Below are 24,535 nucleotides of genomic sequence, written 5' to 3' on the forward strand. Positions count from 1 at the left end.
TCAACTATAGACTAGATTTACTCTAGCCTAACGTGTGGTGATATTTTGGAGCTGCAATAATAAAAAGTCGCCGCGTTATTGTCGCGCTGGCTTGATGCCTACAAAATTCTCTGCACAAAATGCCCGAATTGCCTGATTATCTGTTTCCAAATCACCCGTTAAATCCCAGAGCTTCGTCAATAAAATTTCTTTGGTGCCACCATTTATACCAATGACGAAGACCGGCACTTTAGCAGCATATGCAATTTTTAAATATCCTGGCTTGAACCCATCCACCTTAGAACGTGTTCCTTCAGGTGTAATCCCAAGCCAGACATTTTCATTCGCATCGAACCACTCCGACATTTGTTCGGATATGTTGCGAGCATTCTTACGATCAATTGGAACGCCCCCCATCCATTTGAATAAATTCACAAAGGGAAAGAAAAAAGCTTCTTGTTTCATCATGAAAGACATTTTCAGCCCAATGGACTGCATTGATGCCATCGCCACGATAAAATCAAGATTTGACGTATGAGGCACGCCAATGACAACCACTTTTTTTTCATCAGGAAGCTGGCCGGTTATTTTCCACCCCAGAATCATTAGTACCATGCTCCCCAACCATCTTGTCACGCCATTCCCCATGCGAGGTGTGGATGGACTGACCGTTGGATTATTGTAAGCAGCCATTTTTTGTACCATTTTTTGAGTGACTTATACGAATCTTATCAAAATTCCGCTGCGTCAAGATTGAGCCATTAGAACAAACGCTCTAAAAGCATGCTGGTATTGTGTTTTTAAATTCTAATTGTACCCATTTCTACAGTTATACATCTAAGAAAACACCTCAAAAAAGCAGAGAGCCTTGGAATTATACATGCAAAACACGCCCTGAAATCATATCTTCAATGGCATTCAAATTTCAGATTTTATGATGTCGCATCATCCAATACTCAAATCATTTGAATCATACCCATCATATATGTAAGCGGCACGTAGATCGGACTAACAACAAATATAATAAAGGTCTAAAAATCGACACTATAGACCCTATATCTTGCTAGAGAAATGTTTAGAAGATTAAGTAGATTATAATATCGCGGAAGTATAAAATAATGCCCAACAGTAAAATCTCCCCAACACCCTTTCCGATGGATACATCCAATCTAACCAATTCTAGAATTGGAGAAGCTGTTGACGTTATGAAAGCGCTATCCAATGAAACGCGACTAAAAATACTCTGCGCACTTTTAGATGGTGAAAAATCTGTCAATCAGCTTGCCGAATATACAAACCAACTTCTACCTTCAGTATCTCAGCATTTATCCAAAATGCGCGCAGCTGACCTTGTGGCGTCACGCCGCGAAGCACAAACAATATATTATCGTGCAACAGAAGGTATCGGTCATTCTGTTGTTGAAGCATTATGTAAATTCTACAAAACTTAAAATCTGGACGTCTAACTAAAGATATACACTGAGTAATTGTTGACGTTGTTCGCAGCTCAATTCCACTTGTTTAGGTGTAAGCATCAACAATAGGCTTCCCAATTGCATAGACGAAAGTGCGTCCAGTCCAACTCCTACACTTGGAGTCCCACCTGGAAACATAAGATCTACCGAAGGCAGAACACGTCGGCTCATATGAACTCGAATAACACTCAATCCAGTCTGCTCTGCTTTTTCACCCTGCATCCAAATGCCATCTTTTGCAGAACAGCACCGCAATACGCCTTCGAGTAAATGTTGAACGCCTAATTGGACCAATGCATTTGAACCAATATGCCGAAATCCAGCTTCTTCCCAATCAACTTTCAAATTGACCTTACGCATCTCAGCCAATTGCTGAATACGTTCAAAGGATTGTTGAATTAGCAAATGCAAAGATCCACCCGATTGAGCAGACAAATCATCTTCAGTATATTTTTTTATTGCCTGAATAGTTTCTCTTAAATGATCCACAAACTCGCTAGATCCTGATTTCCCAGTCTCGCGCATCACCTCGCCCAATGTACTCAAACCTGATTCAAGATAAGCAAGTGGTGCTTGCAACGCTGCAAAATTTCTTTCAACTGCGGCTTTTTCCCAAAGCCTTTCACGTGAACCATTACGTCCACGCGCTTTAGTATTGAGAACTAATTGCCGAATTAGACCTTCAGAAAGATCCACTTTATCAATCACGGCTTCCGCCCCAATTTCCAAAGCTTCTACACGAATCTCTTTTGTGCTGCTTTGTGAAATAAACACGATTGGCGCGGATGTAATTTGCTGAAGCATTTGAAAATCTTCATCCAACGAAATTGAATCTGGACGCCGCACATCAACAAGAAGAAGATCAACTGTATTTATTAAATTCGATGAGAGAAAATCATCCAGTCGCGCACTAACATGCAGAGTCACATCGGACACATCTGCAAACATCTTCTTGACGATTTGAATGTAAATCGTATCGTCTTCAATCAGTTGAATTATCAACTAGAATCCCCCCGGCAATACGATCATACAAAACTCGTGACTTTACTCATGCTCTTCATCAGTTGAAATAAATACAACCTTTAAGAAAAACTATTCTACACTTAACTTAGAAGTAAGTATGATTCCCTCGAACAACCAGTGAAAAGTTGAAATTTGCCACATTTTGCACAAGATTTATTGCGCGTGTTGCGTAATTCTGACGGTTGAGGCACTACTTAAGCCAGACTTGTCGACAACTTCCAATAAGTAAAACCCCTCTTCTGTGGGCGTCCAAATTGAATCTCCGAACCGATTCGCCAAAATTTTCTGGCCCTGAGCATACCAAGTCAGCTCACCATCGCCGCGCGCAGATAGCGTAAAACCTCTATCTTTTTTGTCCTGCCATATCTCACTATTATCAGGTGGAAACAGAATTTCTGGAGGCTGTTTGTCTCTTTCAAAATTAGCCAATGTAAATGGATCTACGCCTGTCATTTCTTCACCGACATTCAATCCCCCATTGCTGCGTCGCAAAGTCAGGGTCGCAATATCAAATGCATCAAAAAGTATAGGTAAAGCGACTTCCCTCCCTGTCGCTCCAGACCGTGGAGCCCCGTCAGCGCGCCCCACCCAGACCACAATTGCTAGTCCATTTGAAACACCCGCCGCCCACGCATCTCGAAATCCATAAGACGTGCCTGTCTTAAATGCTATTTGAGGTGCATCTCTTGTTAAAACCGTTGGCATACGACCATCCGGCATTGGTGCGGACTTTAAAATTTCTAAAACTTTTCGAGAGGCTTGTGAGGTTAAAAAACGCGTTTGACCTTCGCTTACAGCAGAAGCGCTTTCTCCTTCAATCCAATTTAAAGAGTGAGCAATCCCATCCCCGCCCAAAGCGGCATACAAAACTGCCAAATCCCGAACTGTCAGCCCAACACCTCCAAGCGCCAAAGCCAAACCAGCATCACTATCGGCTCTATTAGGCAAACGCGGCGCTGCTCCTGCAAATGCAAGGCTTGCTGCAAACCGAGATGGACCTATCGCTTCTAGGGCATGCACAGCTGGGACATTTAGAGAATGCTGCAAAGCCTGCGCAATCGTCACATCTCCGCGAAACGTGCGATCGAAATTTTCTGGCTGATATGATTTAAATCGCTTGGGTAAATCAGAAATATGCGTTGATGGCGCGGCAAGCCCCTCATCAAAAGCCATTGCATAAATAAATGGCTTCAAAGTCGATCCAGGCGAGCGATATCTATTTGTAAGATCCAACCATCCACCCGCCCTATCTCTTCTAGCAGACCCGACAGATGCCAAAACATTGCGTGTGCGAATATCAACCACAATAGCGGACATTTGCGCGCGATCGTCCAGTTCTTCAACGACATCTCTTGCCATTGTTTCAAGGCGAGTTTGCAGTTGAAAATCCAAAAATGTGTATATATCCGGCTGCATATGCGGGGCGCGTCGACGCGCTTCTTCTGTGGCTTGCCATGCAAAGGCTGGAAAATCACGACGCTTAGGCGCTGCCGTTTGCATAGCTTCTAGTGCACGATCTTCTGCAATAACATCCTTTTCCACCAATCGGCGCAAAACACGTGCACGCGCTTTAATAGCGGACTCAGGTTTTAAATCGGGTCGACGCGCTTCAGGCGATTGCGGCAAAGCAATCAAGAGTGCGATTTCATCAGGTGTCAGGCTATTGGGTTCGCGCCCCAGATATGCCCAGCTTGCAGAACGCAGCCCTTCAATATTGCCGCCATAGGGTGCCAGAGTAAGGTATAATTCCAGAATTTCACGTTTGGATAAACGCGATTCCAATTGCAGTGCCCTTATAGCTTGCTGAATCTTTGCGCCAAATGTGCGTTGTTTTGGTTCAAGCAAACGCGCCGTTTGCATGGTGATCGTCGATCCACCCGATACAATTTCACCAGCTTTCACAAGGTTCAAACTCGCGCGCAAAATCGCTCGAAAATCAACACCTATATGCTGATAGAAACGCTCATCTTCATAGGCAAGCAATGCATCAATAAAAGCAGGGTCGACTATATCTAGATCAGCCTTTAAGCGCCAGCGACCATCTTCAAGTGGAAACGCCCGCAGAGGCTGTCCTCTATGGTCGAGCACAACTTGAGAAATCTGGTTAGCCTTTGCCAATGGTGGTGGAAACGCTAAATCCAGAAACCCGATAAGAGAGATAGCGGCCAATGCAAAATAAAATGCCTTTGGCCACAATCTCACTTTTTTTATCCGCTGAAACCAGCTCAAGACTTACTCCGCTGAGATCTTCACACGCCCAGCTGATGTTCGTCCAAATACATCAGCACGGTACATGTCTTCAGCCACGGCACCCGGCAATGCATAGTCTCCCGGCGTGACAGCTCGGATGACATAAGCAAGCATAGCCTGCTCTCCATCCCGCACAGTTAAAGACGCAAGAAAACGATCATCACGCGCCTCAGCCACATCGGCATAACTCAAATCACCCACAAAGCTATATGGTCCAGATGTATTGGGGGTAAGCACAGCTTGAATTTCCCATCCTGCCGGCAACAGGTCAGCAATGATAAGTGGATGTGAGTTCTTATCCAGCGGGCGAACACTTAATGCGACGATAGCTTGATCACCCCGTTTCATGTCCCCCAATTGGGCATTGCGTCCATTCATTTGGAAGATAGATTTTGAAACACTCAATCCACCACGCACAGCCGGAGGCGCTTTTACAGGCGCACCACGTGCTACACTTGTCAGCCATAACGGACCCTCACCTTCATTTGTAAAGGTAGGCTGCACATCAATTTCACTATCGCTGGTATCAAAAGAAGCTTCATCTGCGTAATAGGAGCGCTTTTCAGCTATCTGCACGACTTTGCCTGCACCTGTCAGTTCAACGCTGCTAGCTCCATTTGATAGACTATTTGCCGCCATCAATAAGAAAGCTTTTTCTTGAGTTGTTAAACGGTCTGGATCAGGCAATTTATCCACCACCTGCTCGGTCAGGTCTGCAACAAGTGGTGCATCCCCAATTTCTCCCGCCAAAGCGAGAACGCCGGCTCTATCGCGGCGCGGTGTCTGATAATAATCGCCAGTATTGTCATAACCCAAAGCCTCAGTTGCTGCGTCAAACGCAGAGACTGATCTTGCATTATCACCCATAAAGTGAAGCGCCGCTCCAATTTGAGCTTTGGCTAAAGGACTATCAATTTTGCCAAGCATTTCATCATGCAAATAACGCAGACGAGATGCCTCGATTTTACCGCCGCGCGCCAAGACATATGCCGCATAAGCTGCTGCGCGATTACTTAGACGCTCTTGCGTATCAGTGTGCCAACGCGATGTGTAAACATCATAGTTATACCCTGATCCCCATTGGTTTTGTTGAGCAGCCACTTTCGCCAATGATGTATAGGCTTTTTCCAACGCCGCATCAGGCACCAAATATCCAGCCGCTTTTGCACGCGCGATAAAGTCCACAGCATATGCCCCCACCCAAGGCGATGCATTTCTGTCTCCCATGCGCCAAAGTCCAATTGAACCATCAGAGCTTTGACGGTTTAGAAGGGTCGACACAGCTTCTTGCACTTTAGTGCTGATCTGCGCATCCGCTTCCAATCCAGCAATACCCGCTAGATTTTCAGCATATAATAATGGCAATGCACGACTAACTGTTTGCTCTGTGCATCCATATGGATACTCACTCAGGCTTTTATAAAGCGCAGATGCATCCATAGGAATAGCTGATGCCGACACCATTAAACTTGAAGAGCCTGCCACAAAACCATTCAGTGCATTAGCCGACGCTGTCCAGCTTTCACCCGGCTGAAGCACAATTTTTTCAATTCGGCTTAATGGCAAATATGGAGATCTAACCTCTATGCCATATTCACGTTCGATTTGAAAATTATTCGGGCCAGTCAATGTCATATTGATATTAGACACACCCTGACTTGAAGCAGAAATAGATGCAGCAATATCCGCACGCTGACCTTGTTTCAGCATAGCTGTGACATTGCCATCTCCAATTTCAACACCTTTTCCAGCAACAAGCGCAGCATCGTAATTTCCAGGTGTCGCAGCCACATTATCCATCGTCACCGTGGCAATCGCCGTATCACCCGGCGCGAGGAAACGCGGCAAGATAACCTCAGCAGGCACATCATCACGCACAGTTAGCGGCTCATCTACAGCCCCCATACCCGTGTCAGACCACACCACGGCCATCAATCGCAATTCACCATTGAAGTCTGGAAGGTCCAGTTCAATTTCGGCTTTGCCATCGCGTCCCATTGCAACAATACCAGAAAACAGTGCCACTGATTTTGTTGGAACAACGGTTAGCCCTGCACCGCCAATCTGATCACCACCCGAGCGCGGCTCAGCGGCTGCGCCTTGGTTTGGATCAAGCAAGCGACCATAATCATCTTTCAGCATCACACCCAGACGACGTTTTGCAAAGAAATGTTCGCTCGGATTAGGTGACTCAAATTTTGTGAGTTGAAGAATACCCTCATCAACCGCAGCTAATGTCGCAAACACTTTCTCGCCGCGTGGACCACCGGTTGCTTCAAGCTCAATTGTCACTTTTTGGCGTGGCTCAACCACATCCGCAACTTTCATATCTAATTCAAAAGTGCGGTTTTTCACATCTACTGGCGCATAAGAAACACCCACAGCGCGACGCGGTCTGGGGCGCGCAACTGGATCGCGCGGTGTAAACACACTCACCATCACATAAGCACCAGCCCCCCATTTTTCTGTGACATTGAAATCAACTTTCAAGCCTTTTTCAGGCACAGTCAGCGTGCGCGTTTCAATAATATTATCATTAGCCACTACAATTTCTGCTTCACCCGCATAAGGTGGCAAGATTGTATAACTCGCCTTTTTACCTATTTCGACAGGGTCTTTGGGCGCAGAAATACGCACGCGATCTGGCGCTTCAACACCTTCTTGCGGGCCGCCGCCCCAACCTGCCCAAAAGCCATAACTTGCAGTCGCGCCAGTCGCTTCTTCAGTAAGCACCAATTCATAATCACCCCAGTCCAAAGACCGTGTCACTAATACTGCTGCTTCTGTTGCAGATAATTCAAGGTCGCCTTCTTGGATCGGAACCACATTACGCGTGCGACGCCATTTCCAAGCGCCGCCACCAGTGCGATACCAATCATAATCCCAATCAATGCGCACAAGGCTCCAATTCACATTTCCAGCGATTTGGGCTCCATCAGATTGAAGTGCCACCACTTTTAAACGCGCGGCTTCATCTTGAGCTGCACTGCCATCAAATTCAGGCAATACCCCAACATAAACATCATTGGGTCGGTATGGCATACGGATATCATCGCGAACCGCTCTACCACCCGGCTCCATCGCGCTGACCACAGTTCTTAAACGTAATGGCTTCGAACTTTTAATGCTTTGCTCTGCAACATCTAAGCGCAAGACTGCCTGTCCCGCTCCATCCGCTGTTGCGTCTTTAAGGTCAAATTCTCGCTGACGAAATTGCTCGTCATGGTTTCCAAACGCATAATTGGCAAAGTCGGCAAACGGTTTTGGATCAACTTCTACCCGCGTACGGCCTTCAACAGTTAGACCAGCACCCGGTGCACCATAGAGAAAACGCACATCCGCATTAATCGAACGCGTTTCATCTTTTGCAACAACAGTCTGGCTCTCAGAAGATACTTTCAACTCAATCCGTTGAGGCACGAAATCTTCAACAGATATGCGTGTGCTTCCAACCACACCTTGGCCATCAAGGTCTAGATCAATACGCCACATACCCCGCGCAGCAGCTTTTGGCAGCACATATGAACGCGACATACCTCCAGCTTCTAGCCCGCCTTCAAAACGCCAATTGGCAGCTTCCACGCCATTTGGCGCGTAAAGACGCATGACACCATCCGCTGAAGAAACGGACTGTACCGACAAATCACGCACCAAGGCACTAATCCATACCTTCTCACCCGGACGATAAATCCCACGTTCAGTATATAGATAGGCATCTGTCATATCAGGAGCAGATCGGCCACCCACAGGATATTTAGAAAGATCAACAGCTGGACGCTCTAAATCAAGAACAGCAAAATCACCATTTTGATCATATGCCATCACCATACGCGGCCGTTGCGGGCCGTCGCCACGCAGCAATGGTGCCGAAAATTGAACACGCCCTAGCAGGTCTGTTTTAGCAGATTTTAGAATTTCATTGCTTCGCGCAACCAAATCAAGTCGAACATCACGCGCTATTTTAGCCGTATCAATCGAACGGGCTGTGACCTGAAGCCCATTATCTCCCTGATAGGCGGTTAGCGCCAGATCAGTCACAATCAGCCATCTTGCAGCTCGCGCTGGCTGATCCACTTCAAGCGATCCTGCAGGCACCTCTTCAACGCTCACATAATAAGCACCCGGCTGAAGCTTTTGCACAGCGCTCGCCAATGAAAAGACAGTCGTCGCAGCTATATTGCCTGAATTCTCGACATCTATCTCACCTGTCCACAGTTTTTCTGATACATCAGTCGGGTCTTCATCGCCCCCCTGCCAAGTGTATTCCCCGCGACCGGCAGTAAAACCATTTGTAATGCTTTTAAATACAAGAGCACGGTCCGTTACCCTAGAAACGCTCACTTTCAATGTGTCTACATTGACCGTTTCAATCGCCAAACCATCCGCGTCAACGCGGGGAAGAATAACTCCATCCCCTTTAAACCCAACATAGCTCGGGCGGTCGCCAAAATCGATTGTGATTTTCTGATCACGCTCTAATTTACGTGCGCGTCCTGATCCGGGCAAACCAGCTTTGAGCACAAGATCAGTGGCTGCAGCAAAACCAAGCCCACCAATACACAGTTTTGATCCTTGAACATCCAGCGCAAGCGATACATCTTCAGGCGGTTCTATATATGCAGAATAATCAGTCTTTGAACTTAGTGAATGCGAAAACTCAAGACATGCAATGGGAGCATCACCCTGCGTATTTGCGGCGTATCTAACAAATTCAAAATTCTTGGATTTCTCTTCCTCAGCACGACGCGCTTTTTCAGCACGGACCTCTATTTCTGGTCCTTCGACGGTGTCGCGAATATCACTTAAATTCTGCAAGGGCTGCGTATTGGGGTCTCCACACGCTGTCACCAGACACATAATTGCCGATGCCAAACCAATTCGCAAACCGTTCGAAGTCTGAATACGCATAATTCTCTCCATCCACCCACTAAGCGACCTTAATGCGTGTCGAGTAATTTAGCTACAAGTGCAAATAGAAAACATTACAAATCGCAAATTACTTGATTGAGATAGTCACAACCCAAGTAAACGCTTCAAACGGCGCCGTTTTCAAGGAGAAGTCAGACTGATTTGAAGGTATTATTTAGATATCGTCATTTTTTGAGGACCACCGGGCATGATCGGACGATTTGCATATGCCCCCATACTTACCATTCGGTCATACATAACTAACGCCCCAGCAAGTGAGACATTAATACAGAACTTCGTGGGAATTTTCACAATGTGATGACATTTCGCCATCATTTCTGGGCTTAGATTACCCAATTCACGTCCCAATACATAAGCTGCAGCTCTTGGGTGCTTAAATTCGGGCAATTCAACAGCATCATCAGTTAATTCAATACCGACAAGCTGACAGCCGCGCGGCAAGGCCATATCTTCAATGCTGTCCCAGTTATAATAGGGCATATTCTCATACGCTTTAGACGTATCAGATGCATACATGTCAGTTACTTTTACATCTGCATCGACTGAATAGAAAAAACTGGCCCCAAATGCATGGGCGGTTCGCATAAGCGCGCCCATATTCATAGGCTTGGAAATACCCTCAGCGCCAATCCCGAAATAACCCTTCATTAAACCGTCGCCACAGTCATTGTGCCATTTGCATGAATAGAGCCGCGTGCCATGGAAGCAGAAGAAAATGGCATCGCAATCCGCCCCAATCGATCAATGCTGATCAGACCACCATGCCCGCCAAGGAAGACAACACTGTCAATGACAGCTCTGGCTGCAACGTCTAAACTCGTGCGCTTGTAATGAATACGCGCAGACACATCAGCAGCAGCATTTGCCCGCATGAAATATTCGCCCATCCCCGTACAAGAAACTGCAACGCGCTCGTCTGCCCAAGTCCCAGAACCAATGATCGGACAATCACCTACACGACCTGGCAGCTTATCAGGCGCACCACCTGTTGATGTCGCTGATGCTAATTGACCTTCTGAATCTAAAGCAACAGCTCCAACCGTCCCTGTCATTTTACGGTCATCCATATCGAAAAGATCGTATTTAACGGGCGTGTAGTATTCTTTGGGGTGTTTTACTTTTTTACATTTGTGCTCTTCAGCAAATTGGCTAGCTCCCTCACCAACCAACATAACGTGCGGGGTTTTGCGCATCACAAGAGCCGCCACATTCACAGGATGTTTAAACCCCTTTAAGCCTGCCACAGAGCCTGCCATTCGCGTTTCACCATCCATAATGGCCGCGTCGAGTTCAAATTCACCGTTTTTGTTAGGCGCAGCACCTTTACCAGCAAGATATAATCCGCATGACTCTAATTCACCAACCATAGTTTTAACGGTAGCAACAGCAGATGCCCCGTCTTTCAGCATTTTGCCCCCCTCCTTTAGAAGGTCGGCCATAAAGGCTTCTGTATGCTTGTCATGTTTGGATGCACCCGTGCCCGCGCCCCCATGAAGCGCCAAGGCCCAAATCTCTTTGGAGCTAGTATTTAACTTGTCACTCTTACTCATAAGACACCTTTAGACACCTTTTTCGGCACTAACCTACATTATCCGAATAGTTTTCTTACATAAATGTGACAAGTGCAGATTGAACACACTTTGCAAATTCATTCATTTTGTAAAATAAATTCTCTTTTTAAATCTAACCACTACCTGCTTTATGGCTAAAAATACAATTTAGAGCACGCAACTTCACATCAAGCAGACGCATATCAAAACGGAGTTAGGCTCAAATCTCTCTGAAAAACCTACATTAAGTATGTGTAATACCTAATTTTGCCACATGAATCTGTAGAATCGCGCATGAAACGAGAACAATAAAAGGTCTATGACATGAAATTACACCTCCCCCTCCTTGTCGCAACAGGTCTTCTAGCAAGTGCATGCGCATCCACCACTGCGCCGGTATCTGACACATCGAGTGTCAGTCAAACAAAAGAACTGCAGAAAAAGGAACCTTTACAACTCACTAAATCATCCCCCGCACTTGAAGACATAAGCGCAAGTTCAAAGTGGACAGCTGTTGAGTTGTTATGGCCAGAATCTCCCTATATGGCGCTTTCCACAAGTGAAAAGCCCGACCAGCCTATTTACGGCCTCTCTTTTAATTGCAACACGGATACTGGCGCAATTTCTGGAAGCCTTCAAAATCAGCCAAAAGACAAAACTGGCTCAGCCGCCTCATTTTCACTGAGAACATCTGACGGCACCGCTATGACGCTTTTGGGTATGTACGCAAAAAATTCGCTCAACAATTCCACTGATTTTGTGTTCAACACAGATTGGAAAGCAATGAGAGCAATTAGCAATGCCGAGCGCGTGGACCTCGTAAACCCAGAAGGTCAATCCATGCTTGCTCTGGTAAAAGATGAAGCCCCCCATCGCGGTGACACTCATCTCTTAGCAACATCTGAAGGCTTTGAAGACGCTCAGACACAGCTTTATTATTACTGTAACCCAAAGTAAAATTGAACATACGAAAAAGGCCAAGATTTCTCTTGGCCTTTTTTCATAAATACATTCAAGAAGCGCTAGTTTGGCAAAGCTGGAACTTGTCCAACCTTATTTGCAAGACTTTCTAATTCCTCAAAAACTTCTTCGCTGTTCTGCGTGTCATCAAACAAAACATAGGCTGCATCTGTTTTTCTTAGAATAAAACGCCGCCAGTTTGCACGGCTGCGGAATATCCAGATTTCATCTGGATTCTCTGGCAAAGTCGCCCATCCTGTCCACGGATGGTCCCCGCCAAGAGCGCGCCACATCTGTTCAATGTTATTAATTTCGGTTTCAGAGAACAGCTTCATATCTTATTCCAATTGTTAAGCCACTTGCCCTCAAGCCGCTTTAAGAATTTAGGATATCACACTCTGACAAATTTCGTAACAAATTGTTAGCAAGTATTACAGTTCAACAACACAAGCGTAACAATATTGAATTTATTCACTATTTTTATATTGTTTTTTCTCAATACCTAAAAATTCTTGCGCTGCTTGGCGGTGTGACGGCTGGATATGTCCATTCACAACACTCATCGCCAGGGCAATAACAGCAGCATCGTCAGAAAAACCTAGAGCGAGAATAAAATCAGGAACAACATCTGTCGGCACCACAAAATATGCCAATGCTGCAAACAATACCCCTTTCACCCGCCCCGGTGTTTTCGGGTCAAATGCGCAATAATAAGCCGAAGCCAAATCTTCCGAGAATGGGATATATTTTAGATATTTGCTGAGCTTATTTAATGTCCGCTTGGCTTTTCGTTCATCTGCCAAACGTTGATTGATCTCTTCTTCCGTTTCTGGATCTAGAATTTCCATATCACCTCACAATTTTTCAAGCTCAATAAGAACATTGAAAAATGGCATACTGATGACTTTTGAAATCAGAGCCAATATCCACCTTTAAAAAGAAAAAAGCCCGGACCTTAAAAAGACCCGGGCTTAAGTAGCACGATTAGGGAAGACCAGACCTCTAACCGTGGAAGTTGTTGAACCGTTCTAGGCTCGAATTAGTTTTGGAACAGTGAAAGAACTGCTTGCGGAGATTCATTAGCTATAGACAGAGCCTGAACACCCAATTGCTGTTTCACTTGTAGAGATTGCAATAATGCGCTCTCCTTACCCAGATCAGCGTCGACCAATCCACCGACGCCTTCAGTGATCACATCCTGAAGACGTGATACGAAATTGGCGTGATTATCAATTTTTTGAGACGATGCTCCCAAACGGGACAAAGCACCATTTACATTTGTGATGCTGGCTTTAACCGCATCCAGCGCGAGTTGCGCATTCGCTGGATCGCTAAGATCATGCGTTGCAGGATCCAAAGTAACGTTAACACCACCAAAAGAGAAATCTTCTGCATCTATCCGTAATGTTGATGCGCCGGACGCATCAGCCACAAACTCTAGGCCAGCAGGCTGAGAATTATTAAGTAGGTTCACGCCATCAAATTCCGCAGCACCAACAATTTTTTCAAATTGCGTCATTAGCGAAGTGAAATCTTCTTGAAACGCTGCACGCGATTCAGCATCAATCTCTTTGGTAGCAGAAAGCGCTTTTTCTCTTAATTGAATAAGAATGTCGGAAGCTGTTTCACCAGCTGTAATGGCCACATCACCAACTGATTTTGAGCGATCTAGGCCAATTTGAATAATATCATACGCGGAATTCTCTCCACGTAAGCTTTGTGCAACAGAAAAAACAGCAGCATTGTCTTTAGCACTCGCTATTTTGAGGCCAGAACTAATGCGGTCAGTTGTTCCTTCTAAATGTTTGTTCGTCGCATTCAGGTTTTGCAACGCTATAAGCGACTGAGCGTTATTGTTTACGCCGTTTACCATAATCCGTCTCCAAACGTGGTCTTCCGGGTGGTCCCGAATTTTTCGTTAGGAGTAGAATTGAACCATTTTCGTTAATACTTCCTTCGCATTCGAAGAAACAATGCAATTTTTTTTAAATTTTATACAAATTATACAGTTTGATCGAGCCAAAGACCTTTAGTTGCATTCGTCGAATTGTTGGAGGCACGTGCAAATTCCAGCCAATCAGCATCCGGCCATTGGCGTATAACTTCACCACTTTCTGGATCAATAAGGCTGTGAATAAATTTACCGGACTCACTGTCCTTCTCAATGACAAGCTTACCTTTCTCAAGGCCGTGCTGACGAGAAATCTCTTCCACAAATTGCTTACGACGCGCCTCGATTGCTAGCGCATTCGCTTTTTTATCGTCTTGTTGCGTATCTAGTGCTACGCGATCCGAACGCACAACATCCAATTTAGATGAGGTGGCCGGGACAGGTGTAATCTCCGTTCCCATAATCCTAACTCCCGCCGAAAATGCTTTTTGCAGTCGGCTTTTGAAAAATCCGAAAAGCCTTCTCGGCCCTTTCGAGCCGAGAAGAAAATTCGAAAAACTCTATCTAAAGAAAGATAGCGCCAATCCAGAAGAAGAATTCGCAATAGACAGAGCCTGCACACCAAGCTGTTGCTTAGTTTGTAGCGACTGTAATTTTGCAGATTCTTTAGCTAGGTCAGCATCAACCAAGTTACCAATACCATTTTCCATAGCGTCAGATAGCTTTGTGACGAATGTTGAGTGTGTTTCTATTGCTTTAGAACCAGTACCCAAACGTGCCAAAGAGGCGTTCACATTATCAATTGATGTTTCAAGCGCAGTAATCGCAGCACCCGCTTTTGTCACTGTGTCGATGTCTGAACCAGCTGTTAGTGTAATTGTTGAACCAGCTAGAGAGAGATCTTCCGCACCAACAGTAAGCGTGCTTGTACCATCTGCGTTTGCCAAAGCAACAATGTCAGACGCACCAGATTTCAACAAGTTTGCACCGTTAAATTCTGCGTTGTCTACGATTGTTGTGATTTGGTCACGAAGCGCTTTAAAGTCTTCATTATATGCTGCACGTTGCTCAGTTGTAAGTGTGTCGTCTTTTGCACCAAGCGCTTTTTCTTTCATCTCAACCAAGAGATCAGAAACAGCTTCACCCGCTGCAACAGCTGTATCAACAGTTGAACCAGTACGGTCCAAAGATTGTTGAACAACGTCATAAGAAGCAACATCTGCGCGCATGCCTTGGGCAATAGCGAAGATCGCACCATTGTCTTTGGCGCTAGCGACTTTCAAACCCGTGTTAATACGAGATTGAGTTGTTTCAAGTTCGCTGTTTGTTTTGTTAAGTTGCTGAAGGGCAACCATTGCGCCATAGTTTGTGTTTACACTCGTCATTTTGACGTACCTTTTTTCGCTTCTGCCTTTAAGACAGATGTTAATGAAAACCAGATCATTTTAATCCGGAGGCTTCTTGCCTAAGTATGACGTCGCAATATTGGTGCCTGTTTTTAGGTAAACATAACCAGCCCAAAGGTTAACTTTTCAAGGGTTTCAGGCCCGTTTGTTAAAAATGTGTAAACTGCTAATATTGAGTTAATTGACACTTATTGCCCATAGGCAAAATTTACCCGGCAACCCAAGCGGCAAATTTTGCCGTGTGCGCATGCACAATTATTAAAATAAAAATGAAAACCGCCATCGCATATGGTTAATACAAAGATAACAGCATTGAAAAATATAGCTATTTTTTACAAAAATCCGATATTATTCGTCTATTCATGCCTCAGTTAAGCAGCAAGATTGAGAGGCGGCAATTTATGCACACACAAGAAGGCCTCAAGCGCATTTCGCATTTGCTCAAAATCTGATTGCGTCAAATCAGTATGACACGGCAACCCTAAAGTTGATGCTGCTAACCGATCGGTATTTGCTAAATCTCCATGTTCGCAATAGCTAAAGGCCGGCATCTGCAAACACCCTCTCGACCACCATCTTCGTGTATACACACCTTGTGCAAGAAGATGCTCTTTGCATTGCGCTCCCAATGGCAAAGACATGCGAAGGACCGCGACAGAATTAAACCATTTATCGCCAAAGCCAGCTTCAAACTCAACGCCGCTTAAATCGCTCACCGCATCTTTCCACTGGCTACACAATTCATGGAATCTGCGTCTTTTTACAGGCCACGCATCTAGCGATGCCAATCCGATAGCAGCATGATATTCACTCATCTTCGCATTGCCGCCAATCTGTTTGGCTTCACGCGTACCATCAAACCCAAAATTTGTGCGTGCACGAATATCTTTGGCGATATTGGCATCGGGCGCGATCACAAATCCGCCCTCGCCCGCAGGCAAAATCTTCGTCGTATGCAAACTCACACATGTCGTAATTTTTGAAGGCTTCACTGTTGCAAAAGCAGCAGCAGCGTCAAGCACAACAGGAATTGACGTGCGATCTTGCAAATCTTCCCACGGCTTCAAATCTATCGGAGCCCCAAAAGGCGTGACCAAGCATATCGCCCCAACATTATCGACACCAAGCGTTTTAATCGCTTCTTCAACATGCTGAAGGGATAATTGCTGGTTTGAAAATTCAACATCCACAAAATACGGCTCAAGCCCAGCCGATTTTGCAGCATGCGCAGTCGCAACGAACGTCCAGGACGGCAAAATACAATAACGCCCCGTTTTCTTGACTGATAACATGGATATCTGCAATGCCGCAGTTCCATTGGACATCGAAACAATTCGATCAGCATCAACAGACACATGTTGGGCCAAACGTTCTTCCAACTTGAGAACAAGTGGTCCAATATTGGTATAAATACCATTAGCATCGATCTGAGATATGTATTTTTTCAACGCCGCATGATCAGGCAATTGAGGGCGCATGACATATATTTCAGAAGGACTTGAAGAAGACATTCGCGTGCCTGTGTAGATACATAAAAATCTAACAATGACGCAACATTGTTAAAAATTCACTTCATTGCCTTCACACACCATCAACCTTCTTCCAAAGCTCATCCGATGTGTTGCTTAAAATTGCCTATCGTAAATTCCAAATTGTCCTTGAGATTATCACCCGATTGTTTGTCATCTTTCAGAGACGCCAGCCTCGCTTTGGATTTATCCTGATAGGTTTTTAGGAGGTCAGCATCCTGCATAATCCCGATAGCAAGCTTCTCCAATGCAGCTAGATCCTGCACGGCTGCACCCTGTTTGATCGTCATTTGCACGTCGCAATTATCAAGCGTCAGGATAGGCAGCCCTTCAAACATAGACCAATATGCTGCATTTCCGCCCCCCTGCCGAGGCGGATTTAAGAAAGCATCACTGACGGATAAAACAGACCGCAAATCAGTGGTAAACTTCAACAATCGGATCTGACTTGCATGGTCTTTAAGTTCAGTTAATCGGCTAAAATCATCTGTCCCCACGATCAAAACACATGCTTTGGGATTTGCATCCAACACCTTCACAAGCAATTTTTGAAACGCCACAGTCAGTTCTTGCTCTATTCGCGAACCAACAACCACAAACAAAAACGTATCTTTCTCAACTCTCAAAACATCTCTGTTTATCGTGTGCCTATTCTCATCAATCGTCATAAGATCAAATTCTTGTTTGATCATAACAGGTGGCTTTTTCTTAAGGCGCTTCCAGTCAATCTGAGTGTCAGGAACTTCTTCTGATCGATAATATTGTACACCTGCCAATGATAGCGCAATGCTCTGTGTGGTTGGCCAACACAAAGAAGGAATGAAACCCGCACACATATCCGCAATGCAATTCATATCCCCAACACTAAGGATAAGGTCAGGTTTGAAGCTCTCCACATGTTCAAGGCAGTCCTTGATTTTCTGACTGCTCATGCCCTGTTCTGGTGCTGCATAAATATCTAACTCAGCGCCCATATAGCTCACATTATGCGCGCCAACAGTAATAGCAGGCGTTCCAATAAAGCCCTCATGATAAGATGATAATGCCGCGCTGGGTAATTCATTCACATTGAAGATCTCAACATGCTCCACACCGCTCAGTTTTGCCAGACGCGCAAATTCCATCATACACATGGTTGGAGAATGAGGTGGTTTTAAAAATTGCCCGCCCATAATCATCAGCCGGTTGGGCGTATCATCAATGACGTCAATAGACGGCAATTCTGTTTTTTTGACTATCTGATCAACAAATTTCAAATATTTAGGTGCCAGCTTTTTATAAATAGCCTTCTCCAGCTGTTTTTCCGGCATCTGGGCACCCAGAGTGAATAAATCCCGCCTGATCGACCACAAAGCAGCGTGAAAAACAGGAATATCTTCACTAAAAAGATGAAGCATTTCAATGCAGGCAATTAGATAATCAATATTGCCATTCACATGAAAACTCTTGGATAAAAAGGCCAACGCTTGATCTGCAGACCATTTTTTCAGAGCCTGTTCCATTAAGGCGGTAGATGATTGCGTCGCCATTTTCGAAAGCCTTTATCAGATTTGATCAATTCCGTTTACCAATTATTGTTAGACATAGTTGAGTCCCGTAAGTCATTCGTTAAGAGACATTCAACTTGCAAAACAGCGCCAATATATCGCTCGCCATAATAACTGCGACTTTTAACCGTGGCGGTCGGTCACATGCGCAGATTTTTAAAAACTGGACAGCTATCCAAAACGCAGCCCAATCCAACGACATGACTGCCACACTCTGCATTGTTGATGATGGCTCAACGGATGACACATATGCCCAACTCATCGCTCAATTTGGTGATCAGGCTAATATTGAAATTCTTCAGCATAAAACCAATCAAGGTCCGGGCCTTGCGCGTCAAACCGGCTTAAAACACACATCTTCAAAATGGGTCTGGTTTCTCGATGATGATGATGATTTAGATGAAATAGCGCTCGCTTCATTATTTGAGGCAATGCTTCATTGCGACGACAAAACAGACCTCATCGCGCATTCCCTGCAAAAAGACTATTCGCGGTTAAAACCATCACGCCTTGGCAAACACCTTGCGCGCAATATCTATTGGTGCCGCGAGAAACAGGAAGTGTTCAACTTCATTTATGCGCGCGACCTTCTTGCCCAAAATGAAATCACATTCTCCAGCGGTGTTCATGAAGATATTCGCTATGTCGCTGAAGCTTGTAGCGTCGCCCAATCTGTAAAATGGGTCGATGCGAAAATCGTCCTCAAAAACACATCTGATGATTCTATCACACTTGGCCTCAGTAATCGGCGCATCGCTGGCTATTTACAAGCCTATGAAGAAATTGATGCCTCTCCCCTCATCAACAACCCAGATAATCTGCTCATCCAATATATCGGGTTGGTCCTGTATCTCATCTCTAAAGAAACCGCATCAGATAAAGCAATCGCCTATCTTCAATATTTACAGGCGCAATTACAAGCCACACACAGGTTAGAGCAAGCCTCCCAAATTGCTGCAAAGTATTCAGAGAAAAACACCAATTTTGAATATGCGACCCATATTTTCTTTGCCCACATCGCGAATTTGGGAAATGATACACTAGCAGCCATCAAATCCGTCTTCGCCACCCACATCACATGTCAGGATCTACAATCATCATTATTTCTTGGCCCAGATGAAATCAGAGCGTGCTGCAAACGTTTCTTTGTCGATGGCAAACAAAAAGGCGATGTTGTTCTCCTCAAAGCTGCACCAGACATCACATATACTGATATTCAAAACGCCAAGGCTGATCTGGTCACCCGCATGAATAACGCCACAGCGCCCGAATGTAGCGGATGCCCCTATATTGATCGCCGCACGCCCAAGCCAGACACAATCAGCTATATTTCCCTAGAGAATTTTTCATACTGCAATATGCGCTGTACATATTGCTCGCCTACCTATTATGGCGGACAGGAAGCCAGCTATTCCACGCCAAACATTTTGGCGAACCTGCTAGAGCAATCAGATAATCTATCAAGCAATTGCCATGTTGTTTGGGGCGGCGGCGAACCAACCCTCAGTCCAAATTTCAAACCCGTAAACGCGCTTTTATCTGCCAATGAAAATGTCGGGAAAATCCGCGTCCTATCCAACAGTTTGAAGTATTCAAAATCACTGGTCGAATATCTCGAACATGATAAATTTCATCTCGTCACCAGCATAGATGCCGGCACACAAGACATGTTCGCGCAAATCCGTGGGCGCGGAAAAATGCAGTCCGTTTTGGAAAATCTGCAAAAATACAAAACCGCCCTATCCAATAAAAATCGGCTGACAATCAAATATATCCTCACACCCGAAAATTTGGGAACAGAAGAACTACAAGCCTATGTTGATCAACTCAAACAATCTGAACTCACCGATTGCCTTTTCCAGATTAGCTGTGATTTTCGATTAACTGCCGGTGATGAGCGTCTGCTTAACGCAATGTATGAACTATCCACGCGCTTATTTATGGCTGGCGCTAAATATGTATTTTTTGACGATCATATCCGCGACCGCTGCACAATGGATACCCAAAAGCTCGACACTGTCTTGCAACATATTGCACATTTAAATGCCAATACATCCCACCTCATCACACACAAACACGATAGCAAGATCGTGCTTTGGGGCTTGGGCCGACAGTCAGAATGGATGCTAGAAAACTCGACCGCAGGCCAACAAGGCATTATCGCCGGCGTCGCCCGAAATGCGGATGATTGGGACGCCATATGCCAGCAGCATGGCAAACAATTGCCTATTCTCCCTGCTGGTGTTCAGTCCATGTTTGAGATTGTTGAAAACATAAAATCAGCAAAGCTGGACCAGCACATAATACGCGCCGTACTCGCTTAATAAATCTGCTTTATGCGCGTGCAACGGCCTGTTGCAATGTCTCGATCAAGCCGCCAATTGTGCGAAATTTATCCTGCATGAAATCCTCTTCTTCAAGCTCGATATCAAGCGCACTCTCAAGCTCAGTTACAAGGTTCATCAGCCCTAATGAATCAACCAATCCTGCTTCAATATAATCCAGATTAGCGCGTTCTTGTGAAGACTTGGGCAATGGCCCTCGCTCTTTAAGGATTGCCAACACTGTCTCTTCAACATTGATATTCATTATTTTTCTACCTTCACCCAGCGGCCATGCTTGGCTGATTGCGTCATAGCATCCAGCAATTGCAAGCCTTCAAGAGACAAATCAACACCAAAAACTTCATTCGTCATACAAGATGCCCCCGTCTCTTGATAGGATAAAATGTCGTGATGAATATCCGCATATAGGTTTGCAAATGCTTCAACATATCCAGCAGGATGTCCCGGTTTAAACCGCGAATAACGAATAGAATTACACGCATGAGATTCAATGGCGCGATCATGGATTTCTCTGCGGCCATCTGCATATGAAATTTGCAAATGTTCAGGATCAGCTTGCAGCCATTCCATACTGGCTTGATCGCCATACACCCTGATTTTCAAACCATTGCGATGGCCCAAAGCAGATTTGGAATACCAGATATTTGCAGTCAGCTCATCCTCATATTTCACAATCGCATTGAGATCATCAATGATGTTTTCAAAACTACCAAGATTGCTCACATTTGCGACCACTTCCTCTGGTTTTAAGCGCGTCAGATAATGAATCAACTGATGCACATGCACACCAAGATCAAGATGAAGTGTTGGTATCTCACCATCTTTCAAACGCCATTCTTGCGGCACCATTGGCTGACCAGATTTATTGGTACGCAGGAAACCTTCTTGCGGCATTTCTATCTGAATTTGTTGAACTTTTCCCAGCTTTCCTTCTCTTATAACTTCCCGCATTTCACGCACAATCGGATAGCCAGAATAATTATAAGTCACCGCCAAAAAGCCACTTGTCTGGCGCACGATGTCTGCAATTTTTTGCGCTTTCGGCACACTATCCGTCAGCGCTTTTTCACAAATCACTCGATAGCCTTGTTCCAAGGCAGATATCACAATTTCATCATGGTTTGGTGTTGGTGTCAGAACAAGAATAGCATCCAGTTTAGTCTGCTCCTGCGCCAACAGGCTTTGCCAATCAGGATAAGTACGGTCCGTTTCAACACCATAAATTTGAGCAGACTTCTGATTTGTTTCCGCATTTCGGCTAAAACAGCCCGCAACTAAATCATAAAGCCCATCTGAACGAATAGCCGAGAAATGTGCATACCCAACTGCTGAATTTATGGAGCCGCCAATAAACCCAATTTTAAGCGGAGGCATTTTAGAGCTTTCAATCATGTTTTCGGCGTCCAATCCTTGCTACCAAATTTTGCTTCAAGCTCTCGGCGCATCAATTTACCCATATTATTTGTTGGCAAAGTATCAATAAAAACAATCCGTTGTGGACATTGAAAATCTGCCAAATGTTGAGAACTCACGCGCCGCACCGCTCTCGCCGTCACGTCAACTTCGGGCAATTGTGTATCCTTCACAATCGCAATTGCGGGCACTTCACCCAAGCTGTCATTTTCCATACTAAAAGCTGCACATGCAAACACGCCCGGTATTTGGGAAATAACGTTTTCAATATCACTGGGATAAACATTCATCCCGCCAACAATGATCACATCTTTTGCACGGCCGCAAAAATACAAAGCCCCGCGCTCATCCATCCGGCCAAGATCACCCGTTTTGAAAAAACCATCTTGCATAGACTGTGCGGTCTTTTCCGGTAATTTGTAATATCCTCCAAATAGCATGGGTGTGCGACAAGCTATTTCCCCCACCTCTCCAATTTGGCAGATGTCTCCGTCTTCTGATAAAATTTCTATATCCACACCTGGTGCAGCAAACCCGACCGATCCTAAATCCTCTTGCTCAAGGCTTAATTTTAAGGATGTCGCAATCGCAATTTCCGACGCGCCATAACATTCATGAAATTCACAGGAAAACACATTCAGAGCACGCTGCTTATCTTCCAGTTTCAGCGCAGCTGAAGACGACACCATCATGCGAAGGCTGGATGTATCTGACCTGTCTTCTGGCGTTAATTTTTCCAAAAACTGCGTAATCGCCACAATTTGAGAGGACACAATAATTGTAAAACTCACACCATGCTGATCAATCATTCCAAGCCAATTTTGCACGCTGTATTTTGGCATGATCACGGATGTGCCGCCATTCAACAAAGGCGTTAAAACCAGCCTCTGAGCCAGCGAATGATACATAGGCGTTGCCGCTAAAATGATATCATTGCCATCCACATCATAAAGGTCAGTTAGCGCCTTTGCCCGCGCAATTTTTGAACCTTGCGTCAAAATTATGGGCTTGGGATCCCCCGTCGATCCAGATGTCATGGTCAGGATATAGGGCAGACTCTCCTCCCCATCTGAGATAGGCGATGAGTCACTATCCTGAAAATCTAATTCGCGACCTAGATAATGTGAACCAGCATCATCTATTTCCGGCTTATCCAGCCTGATCCAATTATCGATATTTTCATCAACACCGTCATGCTTTCGAAGCGCATCAATTATCTGGGTGTTTGCAATTACATGTCGTGCTTCAATGGAATGAATCGCCTTGCTCATCGCTTCAATAGACAAGCTTGGGCTGATCGGCGCTAGAATTGCCCCCAAATCCGCGATTGCAACCAATATCGCAACAAACTCGATAGAGTTTGAGGATCCAAGCAACACTTTCTCGCCGCGCACGACACCTCGAATACGCAGAAAATGCGCAAAACCTCGACACAAAACTAACAATTCTTTGTAAGTAAGTGTGTCATCCCCGCATATCACAGCGAGTTTTTCAGGCTGGCTTTCTGCTGCTGAATAGATATTTGCCGCGATGCCACCAGCCACAATATTCATTCCTCAAGCTTTGCAAATTTAAGAAATGATCGTGATTTCAGGCGGTGCAATTCTCCGCTTGCAGACAACACAACACCATCATCAGCAATGGATCTTTGCACCAGTGTATTAGCTCCCACAAACACTCGCTCCCCCATTTCCACGCCATGCGCGATACAGGAATTCATGCTCAAAACACTCAAACGACCAATGCTCGCCCCGCCGCCAATTGATACTCCACCATTAATCCAAACAGCCTCTCCAATCTGGCAATCATGGCCGATATTGACTTGGCTGGTGATGAATGCGTGCGGCCCAATTTGCGAGCCTGAATGAATGGATACATGATCCAGAATAATGGCGGTTTCATCAATAGAAACATCATCATGACGCACCAAATTTGGGTCACAATATCCAGTAATTTCAAAGCCTTGATCTTGCAATTGTTTGATACGCTCAAGCTTTAAATCATTCATATTCCGATAGCCTACAGTCATGATAACTTTGCAGGCATTTGGCGCGACAAAATCCCTAATTTGGCTAAATGGATAAAGCGGTAGATTGTTAAATTGCGTTTGTCCGTTTTGAATGACCACATCATCAACCGTATAGCCAATAATGTTGTGCGTTCGCCGAACATATGACGCAATCACCCTCGCCATAGCGCCGATGCCATATATCAATATGGGTGTGGTCACTACTCTCT

At 45.1% G+C, this 24,535-nt stretch carries 20 protein-coding genes; 3 read left to right on the forward strand and 17 right to left on the reverse strand.

Annotated features, from left to right (window positions below):
- Nucleotides 1–75: 75 nt before the first annotated feature.
- Nucleotides 76–684 carry a 1-acyl-sn-glycerol-3-phosphate acyltransferase gene (locus HBAL_RS11625; protein ID WP_233356681.1) on the reverse strand — a complete coding sequence of 203 codons (609 nt, stop codon included), beginning with the start codon at nucleotides 682–684 and terminating at the stop codon, nucleotides 76–78.
- Nucleotides 685–1,097: 413 nt separating this feature from the next.
- On the opposite strand from HBAL_RS11625, the gene HBAL_RS11630 reads away from it, so the two are divergent.
- Complete coding sequence (locus HBAL_RS11630; RefSeq protein WP_015828138.1) at nucleotides 1,098–1,430, forward strand: ArsR/SmtB family transcription factor; 333 nt, start codon at nucleotides 1,098–1,100, stop codon at nucleotides 1,428–1,430.
- A gap of 15 nt (nucleotides 1,431–1,445) precedes the next feature.
- Here the strand turns inward: HBAL_RS11630 and HBAL_RS11635 are convergent, their stop codons facing one another.
- The 5 genes from HBAL_RS11635 to HBAL_RS11655 all read right to left on the reverse strand — a co-directional run bounded on the left by HBAL_RS11635 (nucleotide 1,446) and on the right by HBAL_RS11655 (nucleotide 11,206).
- Nucleotides 1,446–2,456, reverse strand: a complete 1,011-nt coding sequence (locus HBAL_RS11635) for a response regulator (protein ID WP_015828139.1) — start codon at nucleotides 2,454–2,456, stop codon at nucleotides 1,446–1,448.
- Nucleotides 2,457–2,630: 174 nt separating this feature from the next.
- Nucleotides 2,631–4,679, reverse strand: a complete 2,049-nt coding sequence (gene pbpC / locus HBAL_RS11640; RefSeq protein WP_041301570.1) for a penicillin-binding protein 1C — start codon at nucleotides 4,677–4,679, stop codon at nucleotides 2,631–2,633.
- A gap of 30 nt (nucleotides 4,680–4,709) precedes the next feature.
- Nucleotides 4,710–9,635, reverse strand: coding sequence for an alpha-2-macroglobulin family protein (locus HBAL_RS11645; RefSeq protein WP_015828141.1), 4,926 nt, complete (start codon nucleotides 9,633–9,635; stop codon nucleotides 4,710–4,712).
- Between the two features lie 171 nt (nucleotides 9,636–9,806).
- Nucleotides 9,807–10,304: an RNA methyltransferase gene (locus HBAL_RS11650; RefSeq protein ID WP_015828142.1), complete on the reverse strand. Its 498-nt coding sequence runs from the start codon at nucleotides 10,302–10,304 to the stop codon at nucleotides 9,807–9,809.
- Nucleotides 10,304–11,206: an isoaspartyl peptidase/L-asparaginase family protein gene (locus tag HBAL_RS11655; protein WP_015828143.1), complete on the reverse strand. Its 903-nt coding sequence runs from the start codon at nucleotides 11,204–11,206 to the stop codon at nucleotides 10,304–10,306. Before HBAL_RS11655 ends, HBAL_RS11650 begins: the two co-directional genes overlap by 1 nt.
- Nucleotides 11,207–11,530: 324 nt before the next feature.
- Between HBAL_RS11655 and HBAL_RS11660 the strand changes: the two genes are divergently transcribed.
- Nucleotides 11,531–12,163, forward strand: coding sequence for a hypothetical protein (locus tag HBAL_RS11660; RefSeq protein WP_015828144.1), 633 nt, complete (start codon nucleotides 11,531–11,533; stop codon nucleotides 12,161–12,163).
- 65 nt (nucleotides 12,164–12,228) lie between these two features.
- Here HBAL_RS11660 and HBAL_RS11665 read toward each other — a convergent pair whose 3' ends face one another.
- The 7 genes from HBAL_RS11665 to HBAL_RS11695 all read right to left on the reverse strand — a co-directional run bounded on the left by HBAL_RS11665 (nucleotide 12,229) and on the right by HBAL_RS11695 (nucleotide 18,521).
- Nucleotides 12,229–12,501, reverse strand: coding sequence for an RNA-binding protein (locus HBAL_RS11665; protein ID WP_015828145.1), 273 nt, complete (start codon nucleotides 12,499–12,501; stop codon nucleotides 12,229–12,231).
- 132 nt (nucleotides 12,502–12,633) lie between these two features.
- Nucleotides 12,634–13,014 carry a YkvA family protein gene (locus HBAL_RS11670; RefSeq protein WP_015828146.1) on the reverse strand — a complete coding sequence of 127 codons (381 nt, stop codon included), beginning with the start codon at nucleotides 13,012–13,014 and terminating at the stop codon, nucleotides 12,634–12,636.
- A gap of 191 nt (nucleotides 13,015–13,205) precedes the next feature.
- The gene (locus HBAL_RS11675; RefSeq protein ID WP_015828147.1) at nucleotides 13,206–14,039 is read right to left on the reverse strand and encodes a flagellin; all 834 of its coding nucleotides are present in this window, start codon (nucleotides 14,037–14,039) and stop codon (nucleotides 13,206–13,208) included.
- A 128-nt stretch (nucleotides 14,040–14,167) separates the two neighbouring features.
- Nucleotides 14,168–14,518 carry a flagellar protein FlaG gene (locus HBAL_RS11680; RefSeq protein ID WP_015828148.1) on the reverse strand — a complete coding sequence of 117 codons (351 nt, stop codon included), beginning with the start codon at nucleotides 14,516–14,518 and terminating at the stop codon, nucleotides 14,168–14,170.
- A 99-nt stretch (nucleotides 14,519–14,617) separates the two neighbouring features.
- A complete protein-coding gene (locus HBAL_RS11685) occupies nucleotides 14,618–15,442 on the reverse strand; it encodes a flagellin (protein ID WP_015828149.1) in 825 nt (274 codons plus the stop codon).
- 392 nt (nucleotides 15,443–15,834) lie between these two features.
- Nucleotides 15,835–16,974, reverse strand: coding sequence for a DegT/DnrJ/EryC1/StrS family aminotransferase (locus tag HBAL_RS11690; RefSeq protein ID WP_015828150.1), 1,140 nt, complete (start codon nucleotides 16,972–16,974; stop codon nucleotides 15,835–15,837).
- 98 nt (nucleotides 16,975–17,072) lie between these two features.
- Entirely contained in the window at nucleotides 17,073–18,521 is a 1,449-nt protein-coding gene (locus HBAL_RS11695) for a glycosyltransferase family protein (RefSeq protein WP_015828151.1), read from the reverse strand.
- Nucleotides 18,522–18,616: 95 nt separating this feature from the next.
- Here HBAL_RS11695 and HBAL_RS11700 point away from each other — a divergent pair, with 95 nt between their 5' ends.
- A complete protein-coding gene (locus tag HBAL_RS11700) occupies nucleotides 18,617–20,863 on the forward strand; it encodes a glycosyltransferase (protein ID WP_015828152.1) in 2,247 nt (748 codons plus the stop codon).
- Between the two features lie 10 nt (nucleotides 20,864–20,873).
- Here HBAL_RS11700 and HBAL_RS11705 read toward each other — a convergent pair whose 3' ends face one another.
- From HBAL_RS11705 to HBAL_RS11720, 4 genes are read right to left on the reverse strand one after another with little or no spacing between them, the layout of a single operon-like run.
- The gene (locus tag HBAL_RS11705; protein ID WP_015828153.1) at nucleotides 20,874–21,128 is read right to left on the reverse strand and encodes an acyl carrier protein; all 255 of its coding nucleotides are present in this window, start codon (nucleotides 21,126–21,128) and stop codon (nucleotides 20,874–20,876) included.
- Entirely contained in the window at nucleotides 21,128–22,276 is a 1,149-nt protein-coding gene (locus HBAL_RS11710; protein ID WP_015828154.1) for a Gfo/Idh/MocA family protein, read from the reverse strand. Before HBAL_RS11710 ends, HBAL_RS11705 begins: the two co-directional genes overlap by 1 nt.
- Entirely contained in the window at nucleotides 22,273–23,850 is a 1,578-nt protein-coding gene (locus HBAL_RS11715; RefSeq protein WP_049763141.1) for a class I adenylate-forming enzyme family protein, read from the reverse strand. Before HBAL_RS11715 ends, HBAL_RS11710 begins: the two co-directional genes overlap by 4 nt.
- A complete protein-coding gene (locus HBAL_RS11720; RefSeq protein ID WP_015828156.1) occupies nucleotides 23,847–24,527 on the reverse strand; it encodes an LbetaH domain-containing protein in 681 nt (226 codons plus the stop codon). Before HBAL_RS11720 ends, HBAL_RS11715 begins: the two co-directional genes overlap by 4 nt.
- Nucleotides 24,528–24,535 lie beyond the last annotated feature (8 nt).

Source organism: Hirschia baltica ATCC 49814, assembly GCF_000023785.1.
Taxonomy (GTDB): Bacteria; Pseudomonadota; Alphaproteobacteria; order Caulobacterales; family Hyphomonadaceae; genus Hirschia; species Hirschia baltica.